10 protein-coding genes and 1 tRNA gene are annotated in these 12,400 nt (G+C 64.2%); 6 read left to right on the forward strand and 5 right to left on the reverse strand.

Annotated elements, in window-relative coordinates:
- The first annotated feature begins 95 nt into the window (after window positions 1-95).
- On the forward strand, window positions 96-1,517 hold the full coding sequence (locus tag LB533_RS09345) for an MFS transporter (RefSeq protein WP_140637772.1): 1,422 nt from the start codon (window positions 96-98) through the stop codon (window positions 1,515-1,517).
- Window positions 1,518-1,679: 162 nt separating this feature from the next.
- On the opposite strand, the gene LB533_RS09350 is transcribed toward LB533_RS09345, so the two are convergent.
- Together LB533_RS09350 and LB533_RS09355 are read right to left on the reverse strand one after the other, a co-directional pair.
- Window positions 1,680-2,393: an RlmE family RNA methyltransferase gene (locus tag LB533_RS09350; protein WP_140637771.1), complete on the reverse strand. Its 714-nt coding sequence runs from the start codon at window positions 2,391-2,393 to the stop codon at window positions 1,680-1,682.
- Window positions 2,394-2,418: 25 nt separating this feature from the next.
- Window positions 2,419-3,765 carry a Ppx/GppA phosphatase family protein gene (locus LB533_RS09355; protein WP_140637770.1) on the reverse strand — a complete coding sequence of 449 codons (1,347 nt, stop codon included), beginning with the start codon at window positions 3,763-3,765 and terminating at the stop codon, window positions 2,419-2,421.
- Between the two features lie 425 nt (window positions 3,766-4,190).
- Here LB533_RS09355 and LB533_RS09360 point away from each other — a divergent pair, with 425 nt between their 5' ends.
- The 4 genes from LB533_RS09360 to LB533_RS09375 all read left to right on the forward strand — a co-directional run bounded on the left by LB533_RS09360 (window position 4,191) and on the right by LB533_RS09375 (window position 7,334).
- A complete protein-coding gene (locus tag LB533_RS09360) occupies window positions 4,191-5,123 on the forward strand; it encodes a lysylphosphatidylglycerol synthase domain-containing protein (protein WP_140637769.1) in 933 nt (310 codons plus the stop codon).
- A 123-nt stretch (window positions 5,124-5,246) separates the two neighbouring features.
- Window positions 5,247-5,320, forward strand: a tRNA-Gln gene (locus tag LB533_RS09365).
- A gap of 148 nt (window positions 5,321-5,468) precedes the next feature.
- Window positions 5,469-5,963, forward strand: a complete 495-nt coding sequence (locus LB533_RS09370) for a hypothetical protein (protein ID WP_224556783.1) — start codon at window positions 5,469-5,471, stop codon at window positions 5,961-5,963.
- A 369-nt stretch (window positions 5,964-6,332) separates the two neighbouring features.
- Window positions 6,333-7,334 carry a L,D-transpeptidase gene (locus LB533_RS09375; protein WP_140637768.1) on the forward strand — a complete coding sequence of 334 codons (1,002 nt, stop codon included), beginning with the start codon at window positions 6,333-6,335 and terminating at the stop codon, window positions 7,332-7,334.
- A gap of 96 nt (window positions 7,335-7,430) precedes the next feature.
- Here LB533_RS09375 and LB533_RS09380 read toward each other — a convergent pair whose 3' ends face one another.
- Window positions 7,431-8,117, reverse strand: coding sequence for a D-lyxose/D-mannose family sugar isomerase (locus tag LB533_RS09380; RefSeq protein WP_140637767.1), 687 nt, complete (start codon window positions 8,115-8,117; stop codon window positions 7,431-7,433).
- A gap of 185 nt (window positions 8,118-8,302) precedes the next feature.
- Here LB533_RS09380 and LB533_RS09385 point away from each other — a divergent pair, with 185 nt between their 5' ends.
- Window positions 8,303-9,361: a D-TA family PLP-dependent enzyme gene (locus LB533_RS09385; RefSeq protein WP_181169273.1), complete on the forward strand. Its 1,059-nt coding sequence runs from the start codon at window positions 8,303-8,305 to the stop codon at window positions 9,359-9,361.
- 24 nt (window positions 9,362-9,385) lie between these two features.
- Here the strand turns inward: LB533_RS09385 and LB533_RS09390 are convergent, their stop codons facing one another.
- Window positions 9,386-10,150: a heme ABC transporter permease gene (locus LB533_RS09390; protein WP_224677063.1), complete on the reverse strand. Its 765-nt coding sequence runs from the start codon at window positions 10,148-10,150 to the stop codon at window positions 9,386-9,388.
- A gap of 173 nt (window positions 10,151-10,323) precedes the next feature.
- Window positions 10,324-12,096: a glucan ABC transporter ATP-binding protein/ permease gene (locus LB533_RS09395; RefSeq protein WP_140521731.1), complete on the reverse strand. Its 1,773-nt coding sequence runs from the start codon at window positions 12,094-12,096 to the stop codon at window positions 10,324-10,326.
- Window positions 12,097-12,400 lie beyond the last annotated feature (304 nt).

Consider the following 12,400-nt stretch of genomic DNA (forward strand, 5'->3'; position numbering starts at 1 on the left):
TTTAACACGACATTGGTGTCCAGCCGTGATAACCGCCCTGCCTGCCGGCAAACTCCCGGTCGGCAACATCTGGAATCAAGCCCGGACGCGTTCCCTTGAACCGAACCATTCCGCTCATATTGGCGGTCGCTCTTTTCATGGAAAACATGGATTCGACCGTCATCGCGACATCGCTGCCGGCGATCGCCCTCGACATCCACACCAGCCCGATCGCGCTCAAGCTGGCGTTGACCTCCTATCTTGTGTCGCTGGCGATCTTCATTCCGATCAGCGGCTGGATGGCGGATCGCTTCGGCGCCAAGAACGTTTTCCGCGCCGCGATCGCGGTGTTCATCGTCGGTTCGGTCGCCTGCGCCGTTTCAGGATCGCTGCCGGCCTTCGTGGTGTCGCGTTTCCTGCAAGGCATAGGCGGCGCTATGATGACGCCGGTCGGGCGCCTGGTGCTGGTGCGCGCCACGCCCAAGAGTGAGCTTGTAGCGGCGATGTCCTGGCTGACCGTGCCGGCGCTGGTGGGCCCGCTGGTCGGACCGCCGATCGGCGGCTTCATCACCACCTACTTCACCTGGCACTGGATCTTCCTGATCAATGTGCCGATCGGCCTGATCGGCATCGGGCTGGCCACCCGCTTCCTGCCGGAAACCGAATCGATGGAGACGCCGCCGCTCGATTTCATCGGCTTCGTGCTGAGCGGGCTGGCGGCGTCCGGCGTCGTGTTCGGCCTGTCGGTGATCAGCTTGCCCTATCTGCCGCCGGCGACCGGTTTCATCACCGTGGGCGTCGGGCTGGTGTCGGGCGCTCTCTACCTCATGCATGCGCGCCGTGCCAGAAACCCCCTGCTGGCGCTCGAACTGTTCCGCAACCAGGTATTCCGCTCCTCCGTGCTTGGCGGCGGACTGTTCCGCATCGGCATCGGCGCCGTGCCGTTCCTGCTGCCGCTGATGTTCCAGATCGGTTTCGGGCTGACCCCGTTCCAGTCCGGCATGATCACCTTCGTCTCCGCGATCGGCGCCATCGGCATGAAATTCGTCACAGCGCTGATCTTCCGCGTCGTCGGCTTTCGTCGCGTGCTGATCGTTGGCTCGCTAGTGGCTGCCGCGTCGATCGCCGTCAACGGGCTGTTCACGCCCCACACGCCCTATCTCTTGATGCTGGCCATGCTTTTGGTCGGTGGCTTCATCCGCTCGATGTTCTTTACCGGCATCAACGCCCTCGCTTACGCCGAGGTTTCAGCCGAGGACACGAGCAAGGCAACGCCGATCGCCGCCGTCTTCCAGCAACTGTCGATCGCGCTGGGCGTGGCGGTTGCCGGCGGCATCCTGGAAATATCGACGAGCATCCATGGCAGATCGCTGACACTGGCCGATTTCCACACCGCCTTCTTCATCGTCGCCGCAATTTCCGCCGCCGCGTCGCTGTCGTTCATGCGGCTGACGCCCGATGCCGGCAACGCCGTCTCCGGCCACGGCCGCCTGACCATGCCCAAGCCGCTGGAACCGGTGAGGTCGCCGGGGGAGTGATCTTTTCCCTTCTCCTCTTGTGGGAGAAGGTGGATCGGCGCGCAGCGCCGAGACGGTTGAGGGGTGTTCCAGCGGAGTGAGGCGTTGGCGTTCCCTAGAGCACCCCTCATCCGACCTCGCTTCGCGAGGCCACCTTCTCCCACAAGGGGAGAAGGTAAGGCGCTACTCGCGGGCCGCCTCTCTTCCTTTAAAATCCTTGGCCAACAAATAAAGCTCAACCGACTCGTCGCGCGAGGCCGGGGGCTTGACGTGGTGCACCGAGCGGAAATTCTTCTTCAGCATCGAGAGCAGCTCGTTTTCGGCGCCGCCCTGGAACGTCTTGGCCAGGAAATGTCCGCCCGGCTTCAGCACCGACAGCGCGAAGTCGGCCGCGACCTCGCACAGATGCATGGTGCGGATGTGGTCGGTCCGCTTGTGGCCGGTGGTGGGCGCCGCCATGTCGGACAGCACGACATCGGGATCGCCGCCCAGCGCCTCGGCCAGCTTCCGCGGCGCCTCGGGATCGAGGAAGTCCATCAACAGCACCGGGGCGCCGGGCACCGCATCCATCTCGAGATAGTCGATGCCTACGACATGGGGATTTTCCGCGGTCGATCTGGTCCGCGCGGCCGCGACCTGGCACCAGCCGCCGGGGGCCGCACCAAGGTCGATCACCTTCATGCCGGGTTTCAGCAGATGGTGCTTGTCGTCGATCTCGATAAGCTTGTAGGCCGCGCGCGAGCGGTAGCCGTCGGCCTTGGAGCGTTGGACGTAAGGGTCGTTGATGTGGCGCTGCAGCCAGCGGCGCGACGATTCCTTCAACCCGCTTTTCTTCTTGATCCGCGTCTTCAGCACGCGAATGCCGGCCGAGCCCGGCTTTTCCGGTTTCTTGGTCATTGGTTGATTTCTTTTTTGAGCGGGATCATGTCCTGCCGCGTCCATCGTTGCGCCAGACGCCGTCATCGGCCATCAGCTCGCTCAATATGCCCTCGCGCAGCCCACGGTCGGCGACGCGCAGCCGCTCCGACGGCCACACGGCCCGGATCGCTTCCAGAATGGCGCAGCCGGCCAGCACCAGGTCGGCGCGGTCGGCGCCGATGCAGGGGTTGGCGACGCGCTGCTGGAAATCCCAGCCGACAAGTTTTTCCACCATGCGGTCGACGCTGTCCCTGTCCATCCACAGGCCGTCGACGCGGCGGCGGTCGTAGCGCTCGAGATCGAGATGGACGCCGGCCAGCGTCGTCACCGTTCCGGAAGTGCCCAGCAGATGAAAGTTCGGGCTGGCCTTGAGGTGGCTTAGCCTGTCACGCCCGTCGAAGGCGGCGAGCCGGGCGGCGACGTCGTCGACCATGGCGCCAAAAATTTCGCGCGTGACCGTGCGGCCGCCGAAACGCTCGGCCAGCGAGACGACGCCGACCGGCAGCGACGTCCACGACACGATGTGGTTGGCAAGCCGCGGCGAGCGGCGGCCGGTGAGATCGATCAGCGCAATCTCGGAAGAGCCGCCGCCGATGTCGAACAGCACGACGCCCTGCGTGTCGCGCTCGACCAGCGAACCGCAGCCTGATACCGCGAGCCGCGCTTCGGTCTGCCGGTCGATGATTTCGAGCTTCAGGCCGGCCTCGCGCTCGACGCGCTCCAGGAACTCGACGCCGTTCGCCGCCGAGCGGCAGGCCTCGGTGGCGATCAGCCGCGCCTTCCTGATCTTGCGGTTGCGCAGTTTCTCGCCGCAGACTTTCAGGGCCTCGACCGCGCGGTCCATCGCCGGTTGGCCGAGCCGGCCATTGGCCGTGAGCCCCTCGCCCAGGCGCACGATGCGCGAAAAGGCGTCGATGACGCGAAACTGGCCATGACGCGCCGGCACTGCGACCAGCAGCCGGCAATTGTTGGTGCCGAGATCGAGCGCGGCGAATACCGGCAATTCCGGCATCGACGGCCGACGAGCCCCCGGTTCGGGCCGCGCCACCACGATGGGCTGTGAGGCTATGCCTGCGGGTCCAGGCGCCGCGCCAGGGCCGGGCGCCGGCGCTCCGTTCACCGCGGGACGAACACCGTCGCGCGCAAAAACCTTGCGCCCGCGCCGGCGTTTGCGCCTTTTCTTGGGCTTGCCCTTTTGATGATGGTTCGCGTCGCTCGCCTGCCCGTCGGCGGAGCGTGGCTCCGTCGGGCGGCGTTGCTGCCATTTGGCGGTCCCCGGGCCTGCCGGCCCCGGGGAAGCGCTGGACGCGCCCACCTCCGGCGCGCCGGCGCCGGTGTCGCGGTCTTCCACTGTCGTTCCTTCCGGCGCCGCGCGAACCGGCGAACGGACGCAGCAGGCGCTTCTTTGTTTCAAGTTGCCGCCAGACTAACAGCGCCGGCCCGGATCACCAAGTGCCGCGTGGCACGAATTTTGCCGGCTGTCCGCAAACCGCCTGCTGCCACGTCTTACGCAAAGTGGGGGCAAACAGCGAGTTTCAGCACAAATGCATGCGGGGACGGTCGCATGGCCGGGCCGATATTCCCGCTCGGTTGCCGATTTTCCGCCTCTCAACGACGATAACGATTGCGGCTTGCCATAGCGGCAAGGCCCGGCGGTTGAATAGCCGGCTTCGATGAGGCATTTCTGAAATGAGAGGGCAAAGCGATCGGAATCGCCGACCGCTTTCCCGCAATGACAGCGAAGGAAACGGACCCGCAACGCATGGCAATCAGGCAATGAACTGGAGACGCTATTTCTGGCCGGTCGTCGGCATCGGGGCGGTGATTTTCTCGCTCCTGCTGCTCTGGCATGAATTGCGCGGCATTTCGCTCGACGATGTCTGGGACGGTATTGCGGCGATCCCGGCGCGCGGCTGGGTCCTCGCGGGGCTGAGCTCGGTTGTCGCCTACGCCTCGCTCGCCGGCTACGACCACATCGCGCTCCTGCATATCGGCAAACGCGTGTCGTGGCTGTTCGTCACGCTGTGCTCCTTCACCACCTACGCGCTGTCGCACAATATCGGCGGCTCGGTGTTTTCGGGCGCCGTTATCCGTTATCGCGCCTATGGCACGAGGGGATTGAGCGGTCAGGATGTCGGCGTGCTGGTGGCGATCTGCTGGATCACCTTCGTGCTGTCGACCGTACTTGCCTCCGGCCTCGTGCTGGTATTCGAACCGCAGATCATCGATCGCTTCTCGGGCATTGCTCATCACGACCTCTCGCGGGCGGCGGGCATCGTCATGCTTGCCGTCGTCGCCGCCTACATCTTCGGCAGCTGGCTGCATCTGCGGCCGCTCAAGATCGGCAGCTTTCAGATTCACTATCCGGCGCTGCCGATCGTGGCGCGGCAATTGCTGATCGGCCCGATTGAGCTCCTGGCGGCGGCCGCGATCATCTTCTTTGCCCTGCCCGAGCCCCACAACCCCGGCTATTTCGTCGTACTCGGCGTGTTCCTCGTCTCCTTCGCGATCGCGCAGATCTCACACGCGCCGGGCGGGCTGGGCGTGTTCGAAGTGGTGTTCCTGGCCGGGCTTTCGGACATGGATCCGGTGGGCGTGCTGGCGGCCCTGCTGGTATTCCGGCTGTTTTATCTCATCGTCCCGCTGTTTCTGGGCCTGGGCATCGTGCTGTACTTCGAGCGCTCGCAGTTCGGGCGGACAGGCAATTGAAAAGCCGCGCCGAAACATCACAATTGAAACAACGGCAGGCTTGACTATTTTCTGCTGGCGGCTACAAGGCAGCGCTCACAGCGGTTCGCCCGCTCGGCCCGCGCGGTTTATGACCTCGCCTGCTGGGGAATAGGTTAACGGTAGACCCACGGACTCTGACTCCGTTAGTCCTGGTTCGAATCCAGGTTCCCCAGCCAGCTTCACTCTCACCGTCCACACCAGACCAACCAGCCTGATCCGCCGTCTCGCGATCGAACCGGCAGCCCGATCGCGGGTTGAAATATCGGGACGGCCTCTTACCTCGGTGAAGGGCGGGCGAACAATCCAGCAGATCGGAGAGCGGTTTTGGCGTCTCGCGGGATTCGACCACCGGCTATCCTGTTTCTTCTCACCGGCACGGTCGCGCTCTGGTCCTGCGTCGTTCCCGACGACACCTCCACGCTTGCGAAAGAGGATCCCACGACGGCAGCCGCCAAAAAGGAAATGGTCGGTCTCAGCGAAGCGGATCTGCGAATGTGTGCGGGATTCCCCACCGCCACCGCCGACGAAGGAGCATCGGGGCAAATCTGGAGCTACGAGCGCGCGGTGCAGCGGGGCAATGTCAATGTCGTGCTTCCTACCTTCGCGGTGGGCCCTATCCCTTCCGTCGGCGGGTCGTTGAATGTCGCTCCGGGAGGTTACTGCAACACACAGGTTCGCATCGTCGATGGCCGTGTGGCTGAGGTCGCCTATGCGGGCGACAACAACCTTCCAAACCGCCGCGATGGGCTGTGTGTCAGCGCCGTCGACGCATGCGTCGTCTATGCGCGCAAACAAAACAAGGGCAGGCCTGGCAGTTAAGGGCGTTCGGCACCGATGCGGGTGAGCCCGGCTTTGTCATAGGCGCTGCACGGGCTGCTAGAATGCCTGACACGGCGCGGCGAGGGGTTGCCGGCGCTGCTGGCAAGCTCGCCACGGCGATGGCAAGGCGGATGTACCGATCAGCTCGTCATGCCTGTGCGGGACGAGCGTGCAGCCGGCGCCGAGCTGCTGCCGTTGAGCCTATCATCAGTTGAGCCTATCATCACATGCATCCGCGCGACCGCCGGACGTCCCGATCCGTATTCGCATACGGGCAGTCGGTGATCGCGGCTCAAGTGCAGGGGGAATGGAACCAGATCGGCCCTGCGACGTCATAGAAGCAGGTGCTCATGCAGGAGTGTGACGTCGATGACCAGGCTCCTTCTCGTCGCGGCTGTTGTGCTCGCCATGGCATGCGACGCAGCGGCGGCAAAGCTGGATGTCGCAACCGTCAACAACGCGCAATTCGACGACAGCGAAGCAAAAGGCGTCAGTGCGACCGTGCTGAAGGCACAGATCCTTCTGGATCGCGCGCGCTTCTCGCCGGGCCTGATCGACGGCCGCGCAGCAGAGAACTTCGCCAAGGCGATCCGGGCGTTTCAGGCGGCCAACGGGCTGCCCGCCGATGGCAAGCTCACCCGCGAGACCTGGGACAAGCTGGTCGCGACCTCCCCGAGCCCGGTGCTCGAGACGTACGAGCTGACGCGCAAGGATGTGCGCGGACCGTTTACCAGGCGAATTCCGGCGCGCATGGAGAGAATGGCCCGCCTGCGCAGGCTCGGCTACCACAACGCGGCGGAAAAAATAGCGGAGCGCTTCCACGTCAGCCAACAGTTGCTTCAACGGCTCAACCCTGGCGTCCGCTTCAGGAAAGCGGGGCAAAAGGTGCTGGTGCCGGCCGTCACCCGAGGCGATCCGCCCGCGGGTGTTGCTGACATCGAGGTCGACAAGGGCGCGCGCCAGCTTCGCGTGCTCGACCCGTCCGGCAAAGTGCTTGCTTTGTACCCCGCCTCGATCGGCAGCCAGGAGAAGCCGGCGCCGAGCGGCCAGGCAGAGGTCAAACGCGTGGTGCACAACCCCACCTATCACTACGATCCCGACTTCGCCTTCAAGGGGGTGAGGACCAAACGGCCCTTCACGATCGCTGCCGGGCCAAACAATCCGGTAGGATCGGTGTGGATCGATTTATCCATCGAAAGTTACGGAATTCACGGGACACCGGACCCGAGCAAGATCGGGAAAACCTTCTCGCATGGCTGCATCAGGCTGACCAATTGGGACGCCGAAGACCTCGCCTCCGAAGTGCAAGAAGGCACGAAGGTCATCTTCACCGGCGAAGCGGTGGGATCGATCGACCAGGGATCGCCGTAGCGGCAACCGGGGGCGACCCACTTTCGACTTGGCTGCTGCCATCGAGCCGCTGCCAGCCTTGCCGTCAGCCAGTCGGCGCCTCAATTCGCGCCTGATTTATCCCAGCCACTTCTCATAGTCGGATACCAGCAGGTGCACCGGGGCGACGTCCTCGTCGATGTTGGAGAAGCGGCCGATCGGCTCGCGAAACACATTGTCGGTGAGATCGTCATTGACCGTCGACACCTCGCCGATCAGTACGTCCTTGTCTTCGGCCCAGAAGGCATGCCAGACGCCGGGCAGCAGCGTGACGCTCTGGCCCGGATCGAGCTTCAGCAGCCCGCCCGCCGGCAACCGGTGGATGGTTCCGTCGACAGGCACCGACACCTCAGCCTTGGGATCGATGCCGCCGTCGCGGTCGTGCATGAACAGTTCCAGCACCAGCTTGCCGCCGCCACGGTTGATGATGTCCTCGGCCTTGATGTTGTGGCGGTGCATCGGCGAGAGCTGGTCCTTGCGCGAAATCATGATCTTCTCGGCATAGAGCATGCCCATGCCCTTCTTCATGTCCTCGTAGCGGCCGTTGCGCACTGTGAACAGGAACAGGCCAAGCTCCTTGAATTTTTCCTGGCCGTAGTCGGTGATGTCCCAGCCGAGCCGCGAGGTGAAGATGGCCGAGGAATCGACCTGGCGCGCCTTCATCTCTTCCGGCGACCAGTAGGCGAAGGGCGGCATGATGTAGCCGAACGAGCGGATGAAAGCGTCGGCTTCGCGGATGATGTCGTTGATGGCGGAGCGTTTCATGATCGTGGTCCTCGTGTCGACTTTTCCGATAAATCGCATAGCCGAACGCCGATGCGGTGTCGATCCGTATTGCCTCGCCCCGGCTTGCGGCGTGGCCGCATGGAACCATGGATCCGCTCGGCTGGCCGCGTGACATAAGGCGGTTTCAGGGCCATAACCGCTGCGATTCCACAGGGCGACAGATGATGCCGACCATTCACGACCTCGATACGCCATCGATCCTGATCGACGCAGCGCGCGCCGAAGCCAATATTGCCCGCGCGCAAGCGCATGCCGACCGCCACGGGTTGAAGCTCAGGCCGCACATCAAGACCCATAAGCTGCCCTATTGGGCCAAGAAGCAGGTCGCCGCGGGCGCGGTCGGCATCACCTGCCAGAAGATCGGCGAGGCCGAGGTGATGGCCAATGCCGGGCTGACCGACATTTTTCTCCCCTACAACATCCTTGGCCGCGCCAAGCTGGAGCGGCTGAAGGCGCTGCACATGCGCGTAACCTTGTCGGTGACGGCGGACAGCGTGGAGACGATCGAAGGGCTGGCCGCCACCTTCACCGATGCCGGCCATCCCCTGCCAGTGCTGGTCGAATGCGACACCGGCATGGGGCGCTGCGGCGTGCAGACGGCTGGTGAAGCGGTTGGGCTGGCAAGACAGATCGGCACGGCCAAGGGCCTCGCCTTCGGCGGGCTGATGACCTACCCGGCCGCGGGCCGTGCGGCGGAGGCCGAGGCCTGGCTCGCCGACGCAAGGCAGGCGCTTGCCGCCTGCGGCCTTGCCTGCGCGCGCATCTCCAGCGGCGGCACGCCTGACATGTGGCGGTCGGGCGAAGACAGCGTCGTCACGGAATACCGGCCCGGCACCTACATCTATCTCGACCGCTACCAGGTCGCCAAGGGCGTCGGTAGCCTCGACGATTGCGCGCTGAGCGTGCTGTCGACCGTGGTCAGCCATCCGACGCGGACACGTGCCATTCTCGACGCCGGCAGCAAGGCGCTGTCGAGCGACACGCTGGGGCTCGCCGATTTCGGCGAGTTGTTGGGCGTTGCGGGAGCGCGGGTGACGGGCTTGAGCGAAGAACACGGCACGGTCACGCTGTCGGGCGATGGCAAGCTTCGCATCGGCGAGCGCGTGCGCGTGGTGCCCGATCATTGCTGCGTGGTCACCAACCTGTTCAACGAGGTCAATTTGATCGACGGCGAGACGGTGCTGGAAACCTTGCCGGTCGCAGCGCGCGGGCTGATGGGATGACTTCTTTCGCCAGGAGCGGGTGATTCAAGCCGGCTGACGCTCAGCCTGCCGGGCCGCGACCCTGCGCATCGCAATCACCCTCCGCCGGCGGATTTCGGTGCGCATCGCCATCAGGTGCAGCGCGAAGAACAGCACCGTGAAGCCGATGGCCATCACCAGCAGCGGCCACAGCATCGAGGGGTCGATGGTCGATCCGCCCATGCGGAACACCGAGGCCGGCTGATGCAGCGTGTTCCACCAATCGACCGAGAATTTTATGATCGGGATGTTGATGAAGCCGACCAGCGTGATGACGGCGGCGGCCCAGGCGGCGCGGCCGGCGTCATCGAGAGCGCGGGTCAGCGCGATGATGCCGAGATACATCAGGAACAGCACAAACACCGAAGTCAGCCGCGCGTCCCACACCCACCAGGTGCCCCACATCGGCTTGCCCCAGATCGAACCGGTGACCAGCGCCAGGGCGGTGAAGACGGCACCTATAGGGGCCGCCGATTTCAGTGCGACATCGGCCAGGGGATGGCGCCAGACCAATGTGCCGAGCGCCGAGAGCGCCATCAGCGTGTAGCACATCATGGCCAGCCAGGCGAAAGGCACATGGATGTACATGATGCGGACAGTGATGCCTTGCTGGAAGTCCTCGGGCGCGGTGAAGCTCATATAGAGCCCGGCGGCAAGGGTCAGCGCCGCAATCGTCGCCAGCCACGGCACCACCCGGTCGGCAAGCGCCACGAACCGTGTCGGGTTGGCAAGATCGGTCCAGCCGCTCAGGCGTGAAGTGCTGTCGCTCATGCCGCTTTAAATAGCCCGGCTATGCGCCTGGGGCAATCGAGGGAGTGTCGCAGGCTTTGTCACCTCCCCTTTTGTGGGGAGGGTCGCTGCGAAGCAGCGGGGTGGGGACGGCGGCGCTCCCCGACCGGATCTTCGGTCCGACCTTCCCACGAGGGGGAGGTAAAAGAACCCGCTCAGGCGGCCTCGCCCTGTATCGAGCGGCTGAGGCGGCGGACCTCTTCGTCGTTGAGCAGGCCGCCGGCGCGCAGCAGGCTGGCGAAACGGCCGTTGCGCAGCGACAGCTCGGCGAACCCACCCATTTCGACCACCCTGCCCTTGTCCATGAACACGACCAGGTCGGCGTCGCGGACGGTGGTCAGGCGGTGGGCAATGATGAAGGTGGTGCGGTCGCGGCGCAATTCGTCGATCGCTTCCTTAACACGGTCTTCCGTCTCGACGTCGAGCGCGCTGGTCGCCTCATCCAATACCAGGATCGGAGCATCCTTCAGCACGGCGCGGGCAATGGCGATGCGCTGGCGCTCGCCGCCGGACAACTGGCCGCCGCGTTCGCCGACCACCGTGTCGTAGCCATTGCTCTTGGCCAGGATGAAGTCCTGTGCGGCAGCCGCGTCGGCGGCGGCATGGATCTCGTCGTTGGTCGCATCGGAGCGGCCGACGCGGATGTTGTCCTCGATCGAGCGGTTGAGCAGGCCCGCATCCTGGAACACGGTGGCGATCGAATGGCGCAGCGACTTGCGGGTCACAGTGCGGGTGTCGATGCCGTCGATCAGGATACGGCCGGTGGACGGCGAGAAGACGCGCTGCAAAAGATTGATGAGCGTGGTCTTGCCGGCGCCGGTCGGCCCAACGATGGCTACGGTCTGGCCCGCCTGGACCTCGAAGGAGACGTCGTGGATGCCCTGCCCCGAATTGGCGAATTCGAAGCCGACATTCTCGAAACGGACATGGCCGGTTACGTTGGTGAGATCGCGCAGCCCGTCCGGTTCGGCGGCGTCGGCCGCCGAGTCCTCGAGATGGTAGAAATCCTCGAGCTTGGCGCGAGCCTCCGAAATCTGGTTGGCGAATGCCGACATCTGGTCGAGACGGGCGATCAGCAGCGTTGCAAAACCGGTGAAGGCGATGACGTCGCCGATGCGCAGCTGGCCGTGGGTGACCAGATAGGCGCCGATCAAAAGCACCACCATCATCGAAATCGTCGACGACAGGCGATGCAGCGCATTGGCCATGGCCCACCAGTCGAGCACAGGGTTCTGCGCATCGAGCAGGTTCTTGACATAGCGGCGCAGCGTATCGGCCTCATGGCCGAGGCGGTTGTAGCTCTGCAAAACCGCGACGTTGCTGACTGAGTCCGTCACATGGGCGAATACGGTATGATAGTGGCGCTCCACGGCGGCCTGGCCCGCCTTGGTCCGCTTCATCACCAGCCGGCCGATGCCGACATAGAGCACGCCGAGGGCCAGCAGCACCATCGACATGCGCACGTCCATGCTGAGCGCGGTCGGGATCAGCAGGAACAGCGCGACGGCGGTGGACAGATGCTGGCGCATGAATTCGAGCCAGAGGCTGAACAAGGTCTCCACGGCACGCAGCAGCGTGTGCAGGGAATTGGACGTGCCGCGCTGGTGATGCCAGGCGAGCGGCATGGTGATGACGCGCTCGAAGGAGTCGCAGAGCACTTCGCTGCGCCGGGCGTGGGCGAAGCGGTCGGCGCCGCGCGCCACAAGAACGAACGCGATGATGTTGAAGGCACCGAGACCAGCCCAGAGGGCGAGCGTCGAAAAGACGGAGCCATGTGCGGAAATCGCGTCGATCACGCGACCGAACATGATCGGCTCCAGGATGGCGATGATGGCCAGCGCGACATTGGCTGAGCAGATCAGCGCCACGCGTTTCCTGTCAGCTGCCAAATAACCGAGCGCTCGCCAGTAGATTTGCAGAAGGGACACTTCAGCTACTCCGCCAAAACATTTATTGTGCACCGCACCATTTCTTGACACGTATCGGTTAACGCGTCGCAAAACAATGCCCGTCTATCCCTTCCGTTCCCGTTTAGCGAACAAAAGATGACGACGATGCGAAATCTCACGTGATCACCTAACGGGTTGAGATAAAAGGTGAAATGTCAGCCTTGCGGCAAAATCATGGCAGCCGCTGAGCGCTGCCGCATTTTTAATCACGGGGAACTTGCCCGGCATGGCCCGACCGGGTGCGCCGGCTGCCGAAGCGGAGATCTGCAAATAGTCAAAAGAC

Source organism: Mesorhizobium sp. BR1-1-13 (assembly GCF_020165515.1).
Lineage (GTDB): Bacteria > Pseudomonadota > Alphaproteobacteria > Rhizobiales > Rhizobiaceae > Mesorhizobium.

Coding starts and splice junctions, on each gene's coding strand:
- LB533_RS09350 (WP_140637771.1), bottom strand. CDS start 2,393: ATGACCAAGAAACCGGAAAAGCCGGGCTCGGCCGGCATTCGCGTGCTG.
- LB533_RS09360 (WP_140637769.1), top strand. CDS start 4,191: ATGAACTGGAGACGCTATTTCTGGCCGGTCGTCGGCATCGGGGCGGTG.
- LB533_RS09375 (WP_140637768.1), top strand. CDS start 6,333: ATGACCAGGCTCCTTCTCGTCGCGGCTGTTGTGCTCGCCATGGCATGC.
- LB533_RS09380 (WP_140637767.1), bottom strand. CDS start 8,117: ATGAAACGCTCCGCCATCAACGACATCATCCGCGAAGCCGACGCTTTC.
- LB533_RS09385 (WP_181169273.1), top strand. CDS start 8,303: ATGCCGACCATTCACGACCTCGATACGCCATCGATCCTGATCGACGCA.
- LB533_RS09390 (WP_224677063.1), bottom strand. CDS start 10,150: ATGAGCGACAGCACTTCACGCCTGAGCGGCTGGACCGATCTTGCCAAC.